19 protein-coding genes are annotated in these 19,293 nt (G+C 35.0%); 5 read left to right on the forward strand and 14 right to left on the reverse strand.

Translation table 11 applies throughout. The features are described 5' to 3' along the window. Positions 1–202 precede the first annotated feature (202 nt). The 6 genes from ACEE93_RS09740 to ACEE93_RS09765 all read right to left on the reverse strand — a co-directional run bounded on the left by ACEE93_RS09740 (position 203) and on the right by ACEE93_RS09765 (position 7,320). Positions 203–1,624, reverse strand: coding sequence for a pyridoxal phosphate-dependent decarboxylase family protein (locus ACEE93_RS09740; RefSeq protein WP_449154415.1), 1,422 nt, complete (start codon positions 1,622–1,624; stop codon positions 203–205). A gap of 147 nt (positions 1,625–1,771) precedes the next feature. Continuing rightward, a complete protein-coding gene (locus ACEE93_RS09745; protein WP_449154416.1) occupies positions 1,772–2,620 on the reverse strand; it encodes a glycerophosphodiester phosphodiesterase in 849 nt (282 codons plus the stop codon). A 14-nt stretch (positions 2,621–2,634) separates the two neighbouring features. Beyond that, entirely contained in the window at positions 2,635–4,347 is a 1,713-nt protein-coding gene (locus ACEE93_RS09750; RefSeq protein WP_449154417.1) for an ABC transporter permease, read from the reverse strand. After that, the gene (locus ACEE93_RS09755; protein ID WP_449154418.1) at positions 4,340–5,386 is read right to left on the reverse strand and encodes an ABC transporter ATP-binding protein; all 1,047 of its coding nucleotides are present in this window, start codon (positions 5,384–5,386) and stop codon (positions 4,340–4,342) included. The genes ACEE93_RS09750 and ACEE93_RS09755 overlap by 8 nt, the downstream gene beginning before the upstream one ends. A 15-nt stretch (positions 5,387–5,401) precedes the next feature. After that, the gene (locus tag ACEE93_RS09760; protein WP_449154419.1) at positions 5,402–6,451 is read right to left on the reverse strand and encodes an extracellular solute-binding protein; all 1,050 of its coding nucleotides are present in this window, start codon (positions 6,449–6,451) and stop codon (positions 5,402–5,404) included. 89 nt (positions 6,452–6,540) lie between these two features. Further along, positions 6,541–7,320, reverse strand: a complete 780-nt coding sequence (locus tag ACEE93_RS09765) for an inositol monophosphatase family protein (protein WP_449154420.1) — start codon at positions 7,318–7,320, stop codon at positions 6,541–6,543. Between the two features lie 93 nt (positions 7,321–7,413). Between ACEE93_RS09765 and ACEE93_RS09770 the strand changes: the two genes are divergently transcribed. Continuing rightward, positions 7,414–8,367 (forward strand): LacI family DNA-binding transcriptional regulator, encoded by a 954-nt coding sequence (locus tag ACEE93_RS09770; RefSeq protein WP_449154421.1) that lies wholly within the window; start codon positions 7,414–7,416, stop codon positions 8,365–8,367. 27 nt (positions 8,368–8,394) lie between these two features. Here the strand turns inward: ACEE93_RS09770 and ACEE93_RS09775 are convergent, their stop codons facing one another. From ACEE93_RS09775 to ACEE93_RS09795, 5 genes are all read right to left on the reverse strand, one after another. Next, on the reverse strand, positions 8,395–9,813 hold the full coding sequence (locus ACEE93_RS09775) for a sucrose-specific PTS transporter subunit IIBC (protein WP_449154422.1): 1,419 nt from the start codon (positions 9,811–9,813) through the stop codon (positions 8,395–8,397). Between the two features lie 13 nt (positions 9,814–9,826). Next, positions 9,827–10,789, reverse strand: coding sequence for a carbohydrate kinase family protein (locus tag ACEE93_RS09780; RefSeq protein WP_449154423.1), 963 nt, complete (start codon positions 10,787–10,789; stop codon positions 9,827–9,829). A 114-nt stretch (positions 10,790–10,903) separates the two neighbouring features. Then, a complete protein-coding gene (locus ACEE93_RS09785; RefSeq protein ID WP_449154424.1) occupies positions 10,904–11,884 on the reverse strand; it encodes a LacI family DNA-binding transcriptional regulator in 981 nt (326 codons plus the stop codon). A gap of 120 nt (positions 11,885–12,004) precedes the next feature. Further along, positions 12,005–12,154, reverse strand: a complete 150-nt coding sequence (locus ACEE93_RS09790) for a hypothetical protein (protein ID WP_449154425.1) — start codon at positions 12,152–12,154, stop codon at positions 12,005–12,007. A gap of 118 nt (positions 12,155–12,272) precedes the next feature. Continuing rightward, positions 12,273–14,084 (reverse strand): 3-hydroxyacyl-CoA dehydrogenase, encoded by a 1,812-nt coding sequence (locus tag ACEE93_RS09795; protein WP_449154426.1) that lies wholly within the window; start codon positions 14,082–14,084, stop codon positions 12,273–12,275. 221 nt (positions 14,085–14,305) lie between these two features. Between ACEE93_RS09795 and ACEE93_RS09800 the strand changes: the two genes are divergently transcribed. The 4 genes from ACEE93_RS09800 (at position 14,306) to ACEE93_RS09815 (ending at position 16,998) form a co-directional block, all read left to right on the forward strand. After that, on the forward strand, positions 14,306–15,310 hold the full coding sequence (locus ACEE93_RS09800; protein ID WP_449154427.1) for a hypothetical protein: 1,005 nt from the start codon (positions 14,306–14,308) through the stop codon (positions 15,308–15,310). Positions 15,311–15,496: 186 nt separating this feature from the next. Further along, positions 15,497–16,084, forward strand: coding sequence for a hypothetical protein (locus ACEE93_RS09805; RefSeq protein WP_449154428.1), 588 nt, complete (start codon positions 15,497–15,499; stop codon positions 16,082–16,084). A 44-nt stretch (positions 16,085–16,128) separates the two neighbouring features. Beyond that, positions 16,129–16,596: a hypothetical protein gene (locus ACEE93_RS09810; protein ID WP_449156535.1), complete on the forward strand. Its 468-nt coding sequence runs from the start codon at positions 16,129–16,131 to the stop codon at positions 16,594–16,596. Positions 16,597–16,755: 159 nt separating this feature from the next. Then, positions 16,756–16,998 carry a hypothetical protein gene (locus tag ACEE93_RS09815; protein ID WP_449154430.1) on the forward strand — a complete coding sequence of 81 codons (243 nt, stop codon included), beginning with the start codon at positions 16,756–16,758 and terminating at the stop codon, positions 16,996–16,998. Positions 16,999–17,141: 143 nt separating this feature from the next. On the opposite strand, the gene ACEE93_RS09820 is transcribed toward ACEE93_RS09815, so the two are convergent. From ACEE93_RS09820 to ACEE93_RS09830, 3 genes are all read right to left on the reverse strand, one after another. Next, complete coding sequence (locus ACEE93_RS09820; protein WP_449154431.1) at positions 17,142–17,690, reverse strand: YdhK family protein; 549 nt, start codon at positions 17,688–17,690, stop codon at positions 17,142–17,144. A 569-nt stretch (positions 17,691–18,259) separates the two neighbouring features. Further along, on the reverse strand, positions 18,260–18,388 hold the full coding sequence (locus ACEE93_RS09825; RefSeq protein WP_002473436.1) for a hypothetical protein: 129 nt from the start codon (positions 18,386–18,388) through the stop codon (positions 18,260–18,262). A 13-nt stretch (positions 18,389–18,401) separates the two neighbouring features. After that, on the reverse strand, positions 18,402–19,286 hold the full coding sequence (locus tag ACEE93_RS09830; protein WP_449154432.1) for a permease: 885 nt from the start codon (positions 19,284–19,286) through the stop codon (positions 18,402–18,404). Between the last annotated feature and the right edge of the window lie 7 nt (positions 19,287–19,293).

Raw genomic sequence — 19,293 nt, forward strand, 5'->3', positions numbered from 1 at the left:
AATACTAAAAAATGCTCAAAACCCTTTTGTATCAAGGGTTATAATGATATTTTGCTTATACTCATCAAAATACCTTAACGCAAACCTTTGTTTTAAGCAAAGGGGTGGAGACATAAAGTATTAATTCTCTAGGAAATCGACTAACGGTGTCCAGAAAAAACAGACCAAGCATGTAAGTGCCTTGGTCTGTTTGATATTATGCTTATTTAAGTTCTTTTGTATCCATTTCAACAATATAACTGTTAAGACGATTAATCGTTTCTTTAATATCATCATATGTCGTTGTTGGATTTGTAGTACATAAACGAATCACGCGTTGATTGTTTAATACTGTCGTATACGCTATTGCGAACCCTGAATCTGCAATTTTTTGGGCAGCAATACTGTTGAGTTGATCATTTTCTGCTTCCGTTAAATCTGGATATTCATATCTAAAATTCACAATAGACAAGTTGGCATGAGAAGCAATGCGCCAATGATCGATACGTGAGACATAATCTTCTGCGTATTCCGCTAAACCTTCCCCATATTCGATGCGCTCTCGTATTTCATCTTCACCAATGACTTGAAAGGTAATCCAAAGTTTTAAAGCTCTCGCAGGACGTGTTAATTCGATACCTAACATTTCCGGATCAATCACATCTTCATCAGAAGTAATATCATCTAAATATTCCGCTTCCTCACTATAACTATTCATTAAATGCTGTTTCTCTTTAACAACTACCATTGCGCAACTATAAGTTTGGAAAAGTAACTTATGCGCATCCCAGCCTACACTATCTGAACGATGCACCCCTTCAAATAAATGATGGGTTTTATTGGATAAAAGATGAGACAAGCCATACGCACCATCGACGTGTAACCAAAGATTAAACATCTCACAAATGTCTGCGATAGCTGTAAAGTCATCTACTGCGCCAGTATTCGTCGTTCCAGCTGTTGCAATGACGATAGCTGGTTGATATCCTGCATCAATATCGTTAGCCACTGTCTCTTTTAAATGCGTCGTGTTCATTGTGAAGTCTTCATTATAGTCAATTTTACGGATATTTTTCTTTAAAAATCCTGCTACATGTAATGCTTTACCGACGGAGTGATGCGTTTGAGATGTTAAATAGACAGTCGCATGTTTCATATCTGCTAAATCCACTTGCGCATCTCGTGCCGCAACAATTGCTGTTAAATTAGCCATAGAACCACCAGAGACAAACACACCACCAGATGGTTTGACGTCATAGCCAATTTTTCCAGCTAAATAATTGATTAAATTACGTTCGATATTAATAGGTAATGTCGCATTTGAAAAATTAGACGCATGAATATTATTAGCTGTCGTTAAAATATCACCTAACCACGATAATTGAGAAGCTGGGCCTGGAATAAACGAAAACGCACGTGGATGATTAGGACGATATAAATAATTCAACACTTCATTATTTAAATCTTTGAGTACGTCATAAACATTGCGCCCTTCACTTGGAATATCCATGTACTCATATTTTTCGCGCAGTTCACGTGGTGCTTGTTGAGTGGCAGGCAATTCGCTAATATCTCTTGTTAAATACTTATGTACTTCATCTTTAATAATAGTCTGTAAATCGATATTTTTCTCATCAAACTTCATTGTTTCCACTCCTTCTCTAAAATCGTTGAATTTCTATTAGTTCCACTATTATTATGACACACCTTGTCGAATCGTTGTGACATCGCGATTTATAGTGAAAATTAAAAAAACACCCAAACGATGAACCGCTTGGGTGTAAAAAAATATTTATACTTTTCTAGTGTTTATATATTGATTCAATAAAAAAGTCCAATCTGTAAGTATGACGTCAAATCCCATGTCAATGAGTTTCCCCCAGCCTTGATCTGGATCATCTAAAACAGAAGTATCATCGTCATAAAATGCATTTTTGGTATCATGCGGAAAATTCATCGCATTCACATGGGTAAAATAGCCTAAAGATTTCAACCGTTTTAATACATCTGGTTGGATATGTGCATCATCCAATGTTTTAAAAGAAAGCTGTATCCCCACGATATTAATCTCATCGTTTAATTCTAAAATATACTCTAATTCTTCAACATTTTTTACGACTACAATCGTCATATATTTAACAGGATGATGGTCTAAGTCTTGAATTGCTTCACGGTTGGAAGCATTAATCTTAACCATAATTTGATCACGTTGGTCTTCATACGTATCTAATGCTTCTAATATGACACGTTTCCAAATATCTACATGATCAACATGGAGTAACACATCTGGATGTTGTTTCATGTTTGTCATAAATTCGTCCAATGTATTAACTGGTTCTGCCGGGTCCCCGTTCATATTCACAAGCGTATATTGTCGAATCTCTTCATCATGCATATCTTTTAACTTGCGATCCAAGTTCATACGTAATGTTTCTTCGCCTTCATGCATGATATAAAACGTGCCGTCTAAAGATTGCGTAACGTCAAATTCTACAAATTGTGCGCCATTTTTAATAGCCGCTTTCATAGCATGATACGTATTATAGACAATGCCTCCTGTTGCCATTCCTTGATGTGCAGCAATAAGCGTCTTATTTTGATCTAATAATTGATTCAAACGCTGAGTATAAACTTGTGTCATTTTATGTCACCTTTCTATTTAATTTGGTTCATTTTAGTCCCTTTTCCATACACAAAATATAAAATTATACCGTTAATGACCATTAATAATAATGAATAAACAAGGCTAAGTGCTGGTGCATTAGGTAACGTTGGTGAATTTGAAGCATTATAAATGGTCACTCCTAATGGCTCATACAATGGATGATATAAAAATAATGAAACATCAAAGTTTTGTAATAAATTATTGATATTCAATGCGGTTACTGCTAAAACAGTAGGTAAAATGACTGGCATAATTACTTTTTTAAATGTGATCCAAGGCGTTGCGCCTAAGATTTTAGACGCATCTTCTAAATTTTGATCCACTCCTGCATAGGAAGATTTCACAATTCGTAATGTGAATGGAATATTTATAATAATGTAGGCAATCAGCATAATCACTGGTGTCCCCGTCAAAATTTGCTGACCTACCCAAAACTTCGGTAAGTTATACGTTAAAATTAAACCTAATGCGAAAAGCACACTCGGCAATAACCAAGGAATATAAAGTAACATCTCTAGACATTCTGTAAATTTGTTTCGTTTTGTAGTAATAAAACGTCCAATCATGACGATAAATATAACGGTAATCACTGAAGCAATAATAGAATAACCTAGTGATACTAAGAATGGATGATACCCTTCTGGTGTCATTAATACGTCTTTGTAGTTTTGTAATGTGAACGCTGAAAAATCAATTACACCACTCGTAATGTGTTTAACTGGCATAAAGGTATAAAGCACTAAAATCACAAGTGGTAAAAGATAAATGATAAATAATCCCCAAGCCACGATATGCATGATTACATTAACGATAGGGTTTTGAATCTTTTGTTTAATGAATTTCGTTTTGACTTTGGATCCACTTTTCACACGTGTCTTCCGTTCAATTCTTAAAGTGACTAATAATAAGATGACTTGGGCTACCCCTAGAATAATTGAAAGTAGTGCTGCAATATCTCGAGATGAAGGGATATTTGAAAAGTTTAAAATCATCGGTGTAATGGTTTGAAAGGCATCCCCACCTAAAATGAGCGGTGCTGACATGGCACCTAACCCACTTTGGAATAATAGTATCGTTAAAGTTAACAAATAGGGCTTCAAGGCTGGAATAACGATTTTAAAAATAATCGTAAATTGATTCGCACCTAAATTTTTGGCTGCTTCAATCGTTTGAAAATCTATGGTTTTAAACGCATCTCTAAGTAAAATGAGATGAAGAGACGTCGTTGCAAATGTCATTGTAAAAAGCACAGCTGGAAACCCTGAAAACCAATTGGGATCCATATTCGGAAAAACGGCTAACAACATTTGTGTTATGATGCCACTTTCTCCATAAATGTATTGATAGGCATTTGCTAAAATAAGTCCCCCAAAAATCAAGGTACTGCCATAACCTAAAAATAAGATTTTGGCGCCTTTGATTTTAAAATATTCAGTAAAGAGCACCAATAAAACACCGACAATATTAGCAGTAACGGACAAACAGATGGCAAGGATAAAACTATTTTTCAAACTATCCATTGCCCTTTTGGATTCCGTAATTTTTTCAAATGCTCTCGTTGAAAATTCACCGTTTGGAAAAAGCGTTGTCATTACAATTTGGATATTCGGTATGATTAAAAATGACAAAATAAACCAAAGAATGACTGCAAATATGAAATAAACAAGAATTTGGCGTCCATTTTTTCTTAATAAATCAGTCATTGATTAACCCTCCATTTTGGTCAAATACCAAAATATGCTTTGGATTAATATAAATATCTATCGTTTCCCCAATCTTTGGCACCGTATTACTGTTCGAAATTGCTGACTTAATAAACGTTGTCATCGTCTGACCTAACACATCAAGAACTAATCGATAAGTTGACCCTAAAAATTCAACGTCCATCACATCCGCCTTGAGCGCAACGTCTTGTTGGGAGGTAGTGGGTTTGAAATCTATATACTCTTCTCTAATATAACAAGCGTGATTCGCATCAAAGTGCGTATCGGTTTGTTGATTGATTTCGGATTTGATGGCTTCATTCAGTTGATTTGTTTCTCCAAGGAAATTATTCACAAATTCTGTTTTAGGATGAAAATATAATGTTTCCGGTGAACCAATTTGTTCGATTTTACCCTGACTAAAGATGGCAATTTGATCTGATAAAGTTAACGCTTCATCTTGATCATGTGTGACATAAATCATCGTAATGCCATATTGCTGTTGAATATATTTTAAGTCTCGACGTAATTGTTTTCTTAATCTGGCATCCAGGTTAGACAGCGGTTCGTCTAACAATAATACTTTAGGATTTTGCGCTAAGCCACGCGCAATCGCCACACGTTGTTGTTGGCCACCAGACAGTTCAGACACCTCTTTTTGTAATTGAGCATCAGTCAATTCTACAATGCTCGCTAAAGACTTGACGCGTTCTGAAATAAATTTTTTATTTTTCTTTTGAACCTTAAGTCCAAACGCGATATTATCGTACACATTCATTGAAGGAAAAAGGGCGTAACTTTGAAAGACCATCCCAATGCCGCGCTTATCAACTGGTTTATGTGAGATGGGTTCTCCATCGATATACACTTCACCCTTTGAAATATGATTAAGACCCGCAATGGCACGTAATGTGGTAGACTTACCTGATCCAGATGAACCTAATAAGGTAAAAAACTCCCCTTCCTTCACTTCAATATTGACATCTTCTACTGCTGTAAAATCACCAAATTGCACAGATACATTTTCTAATTTAATCATGTTATGCTCCCTCAATCATAAATATTCTAATTCTACTTTTTCCATCCATTGTTCACTGTATTTATTCACAACATCTTCATCAATGTGTTGGCGCTCTGTTTGATTAATAAATTCATTAATTCTAGGATTGCTACCTTCTCTCGCTTTCACATTCATTGGGTAGGTGCCAAACTTTTCCGCCCATTGCTTTTGAACGTCAGCTGACCCAAACCAATTCACAAATGCTTTTGCTTTAGAATAATCATGATCTTTCCCTTTATTCATTATGCCAACTGATTCAATACCACTATTTAATCCTTCTTCAGGTTTCATTAAAGCCGCTTTAAAGTCCATTTCTTGTTCTTTGCCTTCTACTCCAGACGAGAACTCATAGGAAATAGGTACTTTATTTTCTGCTAAATTAGAAAAACTGTCTTCAGAAGCTGGTGTTTTATACCCATTATCAAAGTATTGATGCAATGCTTTCCATCCTTCTGGTTTAACACCTAGTTCAGCATTGGGATCATCTTCATCGATATAGGGCGCTAAAATACTAATAATCATTTTGCGATCAGTTGACCTTGATACTGCTGATGGTACGGCGTATTGACCTTTATATTTCGATTGAGTGTATAAATCTTTATATGATTTAGGTGCATCCTTGTCATTAAATGCGTTTGAGTTATATAACATGACCGTTCTTTGCTCTACTAAAGGATTATATGAATACGATTTAGACATGCCAGGCGTATTTGGATCAATTTCATTTGTCCAATCAGGTTTGTATGGTACTAAACCTTGAGCATTTTCTATTTTTTTCCAGTCCATTTGAGACATTCCGAATGTGACATCCGCTACTGGGTTTGTTTTTTCAGCAAGAAGACGATTCACTAAAGTCGTTCCTCCAATTTGAACAACTTTAATGTCAAATCCTGCTTTTTTAGCTTCTTCTGTGAGCCATTGACCTCTACCGTTGTCACCAGAGTTTGTATAAACAATTAATTTATCATTTGAGGTCGATGCACTAAAACCTGCAGAAACAATTAACAACGTTGTTAATAGCAATAAAAAAATTAAACGCTTCATATTTTTCCTCCCAATTGAAGTCTCCTCATAAAATAGTGTAAAGAAGCCTTATTAAGAGATTGTTAAATTTGTTCATAGAAACTGTAAAGCTAACGTTGTGTATAGGCTTTCAGCGCCTTAATAATCGATTGATGCGCTACTGGGTAAGAAATGACCGCACCCTGCACATTGTTAATATCAATCGTGTTACCGTTTAAACCAGAGACAATTAGTCCTAACTCTTTGGCAAACAAAATTTGAGCACTCATATCCCAGAGACTGGCGTTAAAATCAATACTCGCAATATAGCTGCCATTGATAACTTTAATCGCTTCTAACCCACCTGAGCCATTAAATCTAAACCCGTGTGCTTCGGCTATTAATGCTTTAAATAATTCATTTGATACTAATGTCGGATTAAAAGAGATCATACCTTCTTTAAAGTGATGATATGGTTGGAGTGTGAGGGGGTTTCCATTTAAAAAGACACCTTCATTGACGATGGCTTTATAAAGATGATCTTGGTAAAAATCATAAGTGTAAGCTAATAAAGGGGAGCCATTTTTGAATAAACTTAAAACAAGACAGTATTCTTTTCTCAGTTTAACAAGGTTTGTTGTGCCATCGATTGGGTCGATCGCCCAAACATAGCCTTTATCTGCTGAGATTAAGTGATTATCTTTTTCTTCTCCAATGACTTGATGCGCGGGAAAGTGCTGTTTAATAAATTGTTCAAAATCATTTTGAATATACTGATCGATATCTGTCACTAAGTCAAATTCGTGCGTTTTTGTGTCGACCGTCAGTGTATGCATGTTGTTATCAACATATTCACTTGTGCGATAAATCCAGTTTTCAATCTTTCGATCAATATCATGCAAAGATACCATTTTAATTATCATTCCTTTGAATTTATTGTAAGCTTTACATGGTAAATATACATAGAGTTCTATTAATTTACAACCAAAATAAGGGGGATGCCTATGTCCGTTACCATTAAAGACATCGCTATAGCAAGTGGTTTCAGCTACTCAACCGTCAGTAAAGCATTACGCAACTCTCCGCTAGTTAATGATAAAACAATGCAAATCATTCAGAAAAAAGCCCAAGAAATGAATTATACCCCAAATGTTCAAGCGCGTAGTTTAGTGAATCAAACCACTAAGACAATTGGACTCATTTGGCCTTCGTTTGTGAGAAGTGCTATTAATACGTTAATCAAAGAAATTAATAAACAAATTAAAAAATATGGCTATACGATGCTTGTAGCTGTCGATGATATTGAAACAGCCGCCAAACAATTTTTAAATTTTAGGGTGGACGGCTTATTAATATTTGATAGTGGCGATGAGACCCTCATTGGCGAATCTATTTATTCACACATCCCAACGGTGGCTTATGGGATTATGCGTGATCTCCCTTATTCTGTGATTGATAGTAACCATGAAGTCTCTGTAGAACTTGCTATCTCTCATTTTGCTAAACAACATATTCGCAATATTACATATATCGGTTGTATGGATGACCGAGATTTACGTCAAAAATTGAAATATCAACAATTTATTAATCAATGTAAAGCACACCAAATAGATTATGATATTTTAGATACCACGTCTTTGGTAGAAGAAGAGGCTTATTTAACAATCAAGGATTATTTAAATCAACATACCTTGAAGGAGGGTATATTTTGTGGCAGTGCAGATATTCTAAAAGCACTTTATAAACAACAACATTTTGATCCACACGCGCATACGATCGTTAGCTATGATTATCTAGCAACGATGACCTCTGAACATTTAAATTACAGTATGGTTGGCGTACCTTTAGAAGAAATTGCGGAGGCGATTGTAGAGACACTCATCAAACAAATCGAGTCTGATAATAAAACGATTACGCAACACAAATTAAATCCAATTTTAAAAACACCCAAACGATGAACCGCTTGGGTGTTTTCTAATTATATTCTATGAGGCATTGCGAATTGCTTTAGCCATTTTGTCGCTATAACCAAAGAACCATGTTAATACGAATCCAACTACGAATGACACAATTAACACGAGTAGATACAATGGCAATTGGCCAATGTCTTCAATGAATAACAACATACCTGGTAATACAGTAATCGCCATACCTGACGCTTTTAGATGGAAGAGTGACGCTAAGAAACCACCAACTGCGCCACCAATTAAGCCACAAACAAATGGTTTAAAATATCTTAAATTCACCCCAAAGATGGCAGGTTCTGTAATACCTAAAAACGCTGAAAAGGCTGAAGGTAAGGCTAAGGCTTTCAACTTTTTCTGTTTCGTTTTTAGACCTACCGCTACAGTGGCCGCGCCTTGTGCTGTCATTGCTGCTGAGATAATTGGGTTAAACTCATTATATTTAAATTCTTCTAGTAATTGAATTTCCATAAAGTTAAAAATGTGGTGTACACCAGTGACAACGATAATTTGATGGAAAAAGCCAATGAGTAATCCTGCAATACCAAATGGTAAGGCAAGCACCCAAGTAGTACCCGCTAAAATGAGTGTTTCTAATCCATGGAAAATTGGACCAATAATGAATAAACCTAATGTAATCATCACGAGTAACGTTAGAAACGGGGTAACAATTAAATCAATCGCATCAGGGATACGTTTACGTAAAAATCGCTCAAATTTAGCACCAATCAATCCAACGAAAAAGGCAGGTAATACAGAGCCTTGGTATCCCACTACCGGAATAAACCCAAGGAATTTTATTGCTTCTGCTGAACCCTCGCCCACTTCATAGGCATTAGGTAACGCTGGACTGACAAGCATGAGCCCTAACACAATACCAAGTACCGGACTACCACCAAATACTTTAAATGCACTCCAAGCGACAAGTGCTGGTAAAAACGCAAAAGCTGTATCCGTTAACACTTGTGTGAATAGGATAAAATTCGGTGAGATGGCCTCAGGTGTAAGCCCAAACCAAGCTAAAATTTGTTCATTCATGAGCACACCGCGTAGTCCCATAAATAAACCAGTGGCTACAAGAACTGGAATGATTGGCACAAATACATCACCAAATGTTCTAATCGCACGTTGGAATGCATTGCCTTGCTTTTTCGCTTCTTGTTTCACATCGTTCGTTGACTGACCCGTCACGCCTAATTCTTCGACAGCATTGTATATTTTATTGACAGTCCCTGTGCCAAATATCACTTGATACTGTCCTGAATTGTAGAACGCCCCTTTCACCTTATCTGTGTTTTCAATCTGTTCCTGATTCACTTTTTCTTTATCGTGTAGTACAATACGCAGCCGCGTAGCACAGTGTGCAATAGACTTAATATTGTCTTCTCCTCCGACTGCTTCTATCACTTGTTTTGCGATTTGTTGATCTGACATAGCCATAATCTGTCCCCCCTTATGATTGGATGAAGCCCTGTACTTCTTCTAAATTCGGTAAACTTTCAATTGCGCCTTTTTTAGTAATGGACAGTGCACTCACAGCATTGCTAAATGTAAGTAATGCTTCAGCGTGTTGTTGAATATAGTGAGAATACTCGCCATCGGTAGCTGCATTTAATAATTGATAAATGATTGAACCAATAAATGCATCTCCTGCACCCGTAGTATCTGTTACCGTTACTTTATAGCCACTATGCTCAGCAATTTTACCTTGTTTTGTATAAATAGATGCCCCTTTTGCGCCTTCTGTATAAATAATAACTTCAGTATTTCCTTTAAATAGTTGTTGAATGGACGCTGGATCTTGACTGCCTGTTAAATATGGCAATTCCTCATCTGCAATTTTAACGATATGCGCTTTAGGCATAAATGCCATTACCGTTTCTTGTAATGCTTCTACTGAAGGCCATAAAGGAAATCTTAGATTCGGATCGAATACAATCGTTCCTTGTGCTGCTTCCATTTGTTTAATTGCTTCTACATGAGCTTGTTTCATTGGTGCGTCAATGAGATCGACTGAACAAAAGTGAAGGATATCATCTGATTGAAAGTTCATATTAATCGTCGATGGCTCAAGCAACATATCAGCTGAAGGTTTACGATAAAATGCAAAATCTCGTTCCCCTGCAGCGGTTAAACTTACAAATGCCAGACCTGTATTTGCTGCTTCTGTGCGATAAATATAAGTAGTCTCTACACCTTGGTTAGAAAGCGTTTCTGTAATGAGATCACCAAACGCATCCTGTCCTAATTGAGTGATCAGGGCAGACTGCCCTCCTAGTGCGGCCACACTGCTCGCAACATTTGCAGGCGCTCCACCAACTTGTGGTTCAAACCCTTTCACATCCTTAAGTTCAACATCTCTTGTTTGCGGAATAAAATCAATTAATGCTTCTCCAATTGCATATAACTTTGCCATTTTATCACTTCTTTCAAGCTCTATTTTCTTATACGTGTCTACTATGTTCGTTACATTTCATATTTTGGAACCGGTACCAAAATATATTAAAAGAAAACATCCTTTATCAAAATACTACGTACGATTTTGATAAATGTCAACGCTTTCTTTTTCATCTATAAAGAAATCCATACATTGGAGATCTGGGACTAATTCATCGTTTAACAATTGCAACATTGATTGTGCTGCAAGACGTCCCGTTGCCTCATATGGAAAGACAATCGTTGTGATTCTAGGTGTGACAATCGACGTCGTTTCATATCCGCCAAAACCTGAGATGGATAGTGTTGTCGGTACATGAATATGATGATCTAGTGCTGTCTTTAATACACCCAAAGCAATATTATCCGTAGCACAAACAATCGCATCATATTGGTCTATGAATGATTCAGATTGAACTTTAGCATCGTTTAATTTAAACGTTGTTGTATGCGTATCGGCCTGTAATTGATATTCTGCTAAACCATCTAATACACCACGTCGTCTATGCACACCAACCGCTTCATCAGATGTATCCACGCCTAAATAAGCGATACGTTCAAACTGTCTTTCACCAAAATAACGTCCCATTAAACGCCCCGCTTCATAGTCATTTTGAACAATCGAAGGAATCCCTTCATATGATTGACCGACTAATATCACAGGCACATCTATCGCACGTATTGCGGCAATGTGCTCATCAGTTAATGTTGTCGCCAAAAAGATAATACCGTCCACTTTATTTTTCGCAAGGGTATAAATCGCATCAATTTCAAGCTGTTTATTTAAATCCGTATTCACAATGATCGTTTGATATTTTTTCAGTCTTAAATACGTTTCAATACCATATAACGTTTGATTCGACGCATAAGAACTTAGACGAGGCACAATAACCCCCATCATTTGAGTCCGCTTCGCCTTTAAGCTTTGTGCAAATTGGTTCGGACTATATCGTGTCTCTTTCACCACACGCTCAATTTTTTCACGCGTCTTTTGGCTGATTGAACCACCATTCAAATAGCGAGACACCGTACTTTTTGACACACCAGCAAGCTTAGCGATATCACGAATATTCATCACATTCACCTCGCTCTATATCATAGCATATGTTTTGAATAAGAAAATGAGTTATAAATAATCGAGATTTTGTTTCTAAACAACTACTCAACTGTATTTATTTAAAGAATATTCCAAAAATTAATCTTCATAAATTACTGTAGCTGTAACAAATAACCAAGTCACATTAATTTGAATATCGATCACTTTGATATTCGCATGAGCACAAAAGTCATTTACTTCTTCATCTAATTTTTTAGTCGTAAGTTTTGCAAATGTTTTAATTTTCAACTTTAACAATCTCTCCTTTTTAAAAAACATACCCCCATTTTACCAAACTTTTAAAAAGAAAAGTAAAACGGGGGTGAGGATCTATTATAAAAATGGGTTTTATTTAGATGTTAATTAATTAAATGAAACCTTCTTTGAAATAAGGCATACCGTCAGAATAGTCATAGAAGCCTTTACCAACAGCAAGACCTAATTCGCCATTGTCTACTTTCTCTTGTAAGATTTCGATGACTTTTTTATCGATTGGGTTACCTTCTTGCGCGTAATTTTCTTTAGCAATATTAAGCACTGTATTTAAACCAACTGCGTCCATAATACCGAATGGTCCACGATGTGCATGGAAACCAATCATCCATGTTTTGTCGATTGTTTCGATGTCTGAAACGCCATCAGCATATAAGCGTTTAGCATGTGTTAATAATGGTACTAATAATGAGTTAAGAATATATCGTGGATGTTCTTTTTTGATTGGAAGTACAACTAAGTTAATATCTCTCGCAAATGCTAATATTTTGTTGAATGTTTCTTCTGAAGTTTGGCCAGCAACCATGACTTCCCCTGTATTATTTGTCCATACATGGTTCGCAAAGTGTAATGCCGCAAATTTTTCTGGGCGACCTGTAAACTCTTCAAAGTCACTTGGACGTAAAGTTGAAGAATTTGTTACGATATAGGCTTTTTCTGGTAATACGTTGCGTAATTGTTTATAGAAATCTTTTTTAATATCAGGATTTTCTGGTACTACTTCAATCACTAAATCTGCATCACTTGTTGCTTCACCTAAATCTGAATAATAGCTGATGCGATCTGCAATTGTGTTTGCTTCTTCTTCAGAAACGTCCATTTCTTCTTTGAATTTTGGTTTGATTTTTTCAATACGATCTTTGGCAGCAGCTAATGCATCGTCATTGATGTCATATAAACTTACGTTAAAGCCACCTGAAGCTGTTTGGAATGCGATTTGACTACCAAGTACGCCCCCACCAGCAATTGTAATATTTTTAAAGTTATGCTCTAAATCTTGAATTTCAGGTGGTGTATCAAAGAAATCGTCACTTTGGAACTCTGGGTTAGGATATTTATAAAAACCTTGGCCTACCGCTTTACCTAAATGACCTTTATCTACCATATCTTGTAAGATTTTTTGATATCTTTTTTTCCATTCTGAAGTAGTGCCTTCGTTTCTTGAATTATACACATTTAATTGTGTCACTGTACCAACGATGTCATTCATACCAAATGGTCCTTGTTCATCGTTCGTTGCTTTCATCCATGTTTTATCAATTGTTTCGACATCTGCAATGTCATTCCCTAATAAATAGCTTGCTGAACTGTTAAATGGCACAAGTAATGAATTGAAAATATAACCTGGTGTTTCTTTATAAATAGGAATTTTCACCATACCCATATCTTCAGCAAATTGTAATACTTCGTTAAATACTTCGTCGTCAGTATCTACTGTTCTCATCACTTCGCCTGTATTACGTAACCAAATTTCGTTAGCAAAATGTAAAGTTAAAAACTTGTCAGGACGACCTGTTGCTTTTTTGAAATCGCTCGGACGTAATGTCGATGTATTTGTAGCGAAAATAACGTGTGAATCCGCTTTTTCGCCTAACTCTTTATAGAATTCTTGTTTAATATCGACAACTTCAGGAATAGCTTCTACCACTAGATCCACGTTTTTAACCGCTTCATCAATTGTTGTAGCATAATTAATTCGATCAAATGATTCATCTACTTGTGATTGTGTGACATCTAAATCGTCCATATAACGATCTTTTAAAGTGTTCAAACGTTTTTTAGCCGCATCAATCGCGTCGTCATTAATATCATATAAGTTCACACCAAAACCGGAAAATGCGATTTGGAACGCAATTTGGCTACCAAGTACACCGCCACCGGCAACCATAACATTTTTGATTCCCATAATTTAAAACTCCCTTTCCACTAATTTTGTTTTCATATTAATTATACAACTACGTTCATTAAAAATTAAGAAAATGAACTTGTTCCACTTTAAGCCCTCTATCAGAAGTACTTTCAAAATGAACATATATTATTTATATTAAGTATCTCAATTTTTAGTTTTATAACACTCATTTTTTTGATAGCATGAACTATGAGATTTGTATTAGGGAGAGAGATTTAATGAAATTTAGAAAGTTATGTATGTTAGGCTTATCTTCTGTTGTTATTTTAAGTGCTTGCAATATCAGTATTGATAGCAAGGATAAAGAAAGTAATGATAAAACACAAAATACAGACAAACAGTCAAACGATAAAGCAACCGCTAATCATCAAGATGAAACGAATGCGACAGAAGCACCTAATGAGGCAAACAATTATAATGGGGAACCTATAACCGTTGATGAAGCAAAATCTATTGCTTTTAATAATACAGATAGCCTCCACTTTACCGACAATAAAGATGACTTAATCTATAATGAAGATAAAAGTAATAAACAGGAAATGTTTATTGAAACTCCATTTGGCGGAATAAACCAATCTGTTAAACATTATGCCATTATAGATAGATATATAGGAAGCATAATAGACACGGGCTATGCCATGACCTCGCCAGATGGTCCCATAGAAGTTAAAAATGGTTATGTAGATAAGAACATCTATAATACAACTGCTGAATTTTACAATACATTTTTATATCGGGAAGGTATGCCTGTGTTTGAAACGTCTACTTCCAACGTGCCAGCACAAACCTATAAAGAACTTTTCGATATCGTAAACGATTATCATGAAACCGAACTAGGACATTATACACGTTCAAACCAAACATCATCAACAAACAACCCATCTCAATCTACTGAAGCGCGTCCTCAAACAAACAGTGAAAATAACAACTCAACGAATGAAAGAACAAGCAATGAACCACACCAAAATACCAATGAATCCAATCAAGAAACACAAACTGCGCCTTCAAAAGAGGATAATAATAACGACTCAACAAAAGCACAAGAGGAAGATACAAACCAACCGTCTAATGATGAGCCTCAAAGTCAAAGTACAACGGAAGAGAGTAACACCTCAAATGATGATAACAGTATTGATAATAGAAGTGATGAAACCGAACCACAAGAGACGACTCAAACTGATGATGTTGAATCAAATGATAACGAAACTTCAAACAATTCATGATTAAAAATATTAATATCGACAAAACACTTCACAACTTATCAATAAATTAATGGGCATCTTTAGATATCTAGGATAATATACAGGCAACCTTTTTAACTATCATATTAATTTTAAAACTAAATATAGACAAGCACAGCAAAGTAGACTAATATAATATTAAATTAGTTATAGAATGGGGATAGACGGGTGAAGAAAGTTTTTGCAAGTTTAGGTGTTATTATGTTAGTTGCAGTTTTGGGGGTTGCTATTGTCTTTGCATATAATAGTTATCAACATTTAGAGTTTGAAAAAGAACAAGCTAAGTTAGCTGACGAAAAACAAAAAATCGTCGCTCAAAAACAAAAGCATAAAGAGAATCAAACGAATTTAGTGCAAGAAAATACACATCAAGAACAAGTTGCAACGACAGTGGAACAAAATATAGACACTTCGGATGACCCTAATAACATTATGGCGAACGATACAAATGGTGACGGGGTTGTTACGAGAGATGAAATGACACCTGAACTCGAAAAGTTGGAAAAAGAAGGTAAATTCCAAGTGGCTAGTAAAGGCATTGATACTGTTGAAGAGTATAGCGAGAACAATACACCTAAGTATACTGTTGAAGATGCTAGAAACATGAATGATGACGAATTTCTCAATGCGTATAAAGAAGGCATGCCAAGTGAAAATGCTGAGGTAGTTGACGAATTAGCCAACGATCCAGCATATGTAGCGTATTTAAGAGGACAAATTGAAGCACGTGCGAATGGCCAAGGTGGCACATATTAAATATTAAGGATGAACATACTATGAAAAAATTATTAAGTATAATCATGATAATTGCCATCATTGGTGTATTAGCAGTGGTTGGATTTTGGGGATACAACAAGTATCAAGCAGTAGAATTAGAGAAAAATAATTTACAAGCTCAATTAAACGAACAAAATAGTGACTCTCAAGATAACGATTATAGTGAAGATGATGATCAAACAGCATACCAAAATCTTGATTATTATCCAGAAGAACAGGTACAAGATGTTGACTATGAAGCATCTGAACAAGATAGGGATGTTAAAATTTCTCGTGATAATGTCTTCGATTATGTTATAGCGGCTATCAATGATGATGGTGGTAATGCCGATTTGATGAACTTTCAAGAACCTCGTTATGAAAATGGCGTTTGGGTTATAGATGCTAATAATAAATCAGGCGTCGGCTCTTATATTATAAAAGCCTATGAAGACGGAGTTGTTGAAATATATAGTGGTATCGGAGACTTGATAATGACTAAAGAATTTTAAATAGCAAATTATAAAGTACTAAGCAGTAATATTGATTGCTTAGTACTTTTTTATTTACCGATATAAAAAGTTCTATATTTATCGCGACTATTTTTATGATAAATGACACAATTATTAAAAATGTTTAATGCTATAATCACTTAAAAAGAGGTGAACGCTATGGCTTTTGGAGCTGAAACAATTACATTAAAACAAAATAAAGTCGTCAAAACGTTTAAAGAACATAATGCCATTTCTCCAGATACCGCCAAAGATTTAAATAGTTTAAACATTTATCACACTCGTACATTTAATCATTTAGTTAAACAAGCAGTTATAAGAAAAAGCGACGATAAGTATTACCTTGATATGCAAAATTGGGAAATATTTAGAAAGTCTTTTAAAAGATGGTTTTTAATATAGAGTAGATATGTCTTTTACCTCTTTTCTACAAAGGATTAGTTATATAAACCGATAACTGTATCAATACAATAAATCGCAACTGTCTTCTTAACAGTTGCGATTCGTTTTCAGAAGAAGGTATGAGTCTCATATACAGACTTAAACTATTCACGCGCTTCTAACTCGTCACCAGTCATCCATTTATGGTCTTTGACAGTTTCACCATCTTCTGTAGATTTGTAATCAACCGTGTAAACAGTGGTATCTTTTACGTCATCTATCGTCGCTGTGGCACCTTTCATACCAGGCATATGGTCTGCTTCTAATTCAACTTCATCGCCTTTACTAAAGCCATCTTCTGGCGCATCCTTAATTTCTTCATTCACAACCCATTTATGATTGTTTACTTTGTCATCTCCATTTGTAGGTTCATAACTTACAACGTAGGCATAGGTTTTATAAGCATCTTTTACTGTAGCTTCTGCCCCTTTCATGCCAGGCATATGCCCTGCTGTAATCGTTACTTTATCACCAGATTGAAATTCACCTTCATCCGTTGATTCCATATCTTTAGGAGACTTACTGTCATCATTATGTTCCATATGGCTTTCATTCTCTTGGTTTTTAGTGTCTTCGCTTTGTTCATCTCCACTTGAACATGCAGATAATACTAACATGGATCCTAAAGTAATAAACATAAATTTTTTAAACATCATAAAACTCCTCTCTGTTAATTTAATTTCAAGGTATGAGGCTGAGACATAAAGCGCTAATGCTCTGGAAAACCGATTAACGGCGTCCCAACCTCACTACAATTCATTGGATTAGGGTGATTCATGTGAGTTGAATGAGTGTGATGATCATCTTCACCATTAATCTTCAAATTAATCCCCCCTATGTATAAAAATATTATAGTTATTACATTTACACCATAACATATACCCCTGTTAGGTATAAACCTTTTCCCTTTAACTTCAAATACAAATAGCACATCACTTAGTGACCGATATCATTCAGACAAGTGATGTGCTATTATTTTTATGCTAATCTTTTCTATATTGAATACTTTAATAATTAGTAAGATTACTTATGATACGCTTCTGCGTATTAGTTAATGATGCGGTTTTTAATTAACGTCTTTTTGTTATAAGTCTTAAAGAAATACTAAACAAGTAAAATAATTTTTCTTAACTGAAACGAAAGAACGACAAATTCCATACTATTACATTGGAATTTGTCGTTCATTTATTTATTAGAAGCATATATTCTACATACTTCTAAATTAATTGTTACAACAATTATTATTGTCTTGCTGTTCTTTTTCATCTTTCTCTTTCTTTTCTTCAATTTCTACTGAACAGCATGATTGATCCTGAGGTTTCATTTTATTTAATACATCTTTAATTCCCATTAGCTCACCCCCTTTAAATAATGATGTTTACAATCAAACCTGTAACGATAGCTACAACTAAAATTGCAATAACGAATGATAATACAAAATTTCTTTTGAATAATTTAGATAGTAATACAACTTCTGGAATACTTGCGCCAGCACCACCAATTATCAAGGCAACAACTGTCCCTATTGACATTCCTTTTGAAGCTAATGCTTCAGCTATAGGTAACATTGTTTCAGGTCTGATATACATAGGAATACCTACAATAGAGGCAATAAATACTGATATAATGCCATCTCCACTCGCATATTTAGTAATAAATGTTTCGGGTACAAAGCCATATATAAAAGCACCAATAAATACACCGATAAATAAGTAAGGAATCATTGGATATAAGAATGCCCAAGCATCATTTAATGCTTGTTTAAAACGAGATCCATTTTTATTAGCGAAAAACCCATCTCCTTTTACCGTTACACCTTTATAACTTTTAAATAAATTCATTTTTGAAAATACTAGACCAGTTAAGACACTAAAGATTGCTAGTAAAATAAAATAAACAACAGCAACTTTCCAACCTAATAAAGCCCATAACATAAATATCATTAATGGATTCATTAAAGGTGACGCAATTAAAAAACTCATTGCAGGACCAAATGGAACTTTAGAATTTAATAAACCTGCAAGTATAGGAATTGTAGAACAAGAACAAAATGGTGTAATCGCACCAAAAGCCATTCCCAAAATATAATTAATAGCTTGATTAGGTTTACTTAAAAATTGTTTTATTTTTTCTTCTGAAACTATCTGCTGTATTATACTTACAATAAAGCTCACGATGATAAATAGTATTAATAATTCAAAAAACAACATCACAAATGTTTTTGTAAATTCCATAATTGAATCTAACATTAGTATA

The sequence above is a fragment of the Staphylococcus sp. 11262D007BW genome (assembly GCF_053547815.1).

Coding starts and splice junctions, on each gene's coding strand:
- ACEE93_RS09780 (WP_449154423.1), bottom strand. CDS start 10,789: ATGGCAAAGTTATATGCAATTGGAGAAGCATTAATTGATTTTATTCCG.
- ACEE93_RS09775 (WP_449154422.1), bottom strand. CDS start 9,813: ATGGCTATGTCAGATCAACAAATCGCAAAACAAGTGATAGAAGCAGTC.
- ACEE93_RS09815 (WP_449154430.1), top strand. CDS start 16,756: ATGGCTTTTGGAGCTGAAACAATTACATTAAAACAAAATAAAGTCGTC.
- ACEE93_RS09810 (WP_449156535.1), top strand. CDS start 16,129: ATGATAATTGCCATCATTGGTGTATTAGCAGTGGTTGGATTTTGGGGA.
- ACEE93_RS09795 (WP_449154426.1), bottom strand. CDS start 14,084: ATGGGAATCAAAAATGTTATGGTTGCCGGTGGCGGTGTACTTGGTAGC.
- ACEE93_RS09800 (WP_449154427.1), top strand. CDS start 14,306: ATGAAATTTAGAAAGTTATGTATGTTAGGCTTATCTTCTGTTGTTATT.
- ACEE93_RS09740 (WP_449154415.1), bottom strand. CDS start 1,624: ATGAAGTTTGATGAGAAAAATATCGATTTACAGACTATTATTAAAGAT.
- ACEE93_RS09750 (WP_449154417.1), bottom strand. CDS start 4,347: ATGACTGATTTATTAAGAAAAAATGGACGCCAAATTCTTGTTTATTTC.
- ACEE93_RS09765 (WP_449154420.1), bottom strand. CDS start 7,320: ATGGTATCTTTGCATGATATTGATCGAAAGATTGAAAACTGGATTTAT.
- ACEE93_RS09770 (WP_449154421.1), top strand. CDS start 7,414: ATGTCCGTTACCATTAAAGACATCGCTATAGCAAGTGGTTTCAGCTAC.
- ACEE93_RS09820 (WP_449154431.1), bottom strand. CDS start 17,690: ATGTTTAAAAAATTTATGTTTATTACTTTAGGATCCATGTTAGTATTA.
- ACEE93_RS09825 (WP_002473436.1), bottom strand. CDS start 18,388: ATGGGAATTAAAGATGTATTAAATAAAATGAAACCTCAGGATCAATCA.
- ACEE93_RS09785 (WP_449154424.1), bottom strand. CDS start 11,884: ATGAATATTCGTGATATCGCTAAGCTTGCTGGTGTGTCAAAAAGTACG.
- ACEE93_RS09830 (WP_449154432.1), bottom strand. CDS start 19,286: ATGTTAGATTCAATTATGGAATTTACAAAAACATTTGTGATGTTGTTT.
- ACEE93_RS09760 (WP_449154419.1), bottom strand. CDS start 6,451: ATGAAGCGTTTAATTTTTTTATTGCTATTAACAACGTTGTTAATTGTT.
- ACEE93_RS09745 (WP_449154416.1), bottom strand. CDS start 2,620: ATGACACAAGTTTATACTCAGCGTTTGAATCAATTATTAGATCAAAAT.
- ACEE93_RS09755 (WP_449154418.1), bottom strand. CDS start 5,386: ATGATTAAATTAGAAAATGTATCTGTGCAATTTGGTGATTTTACAGCA.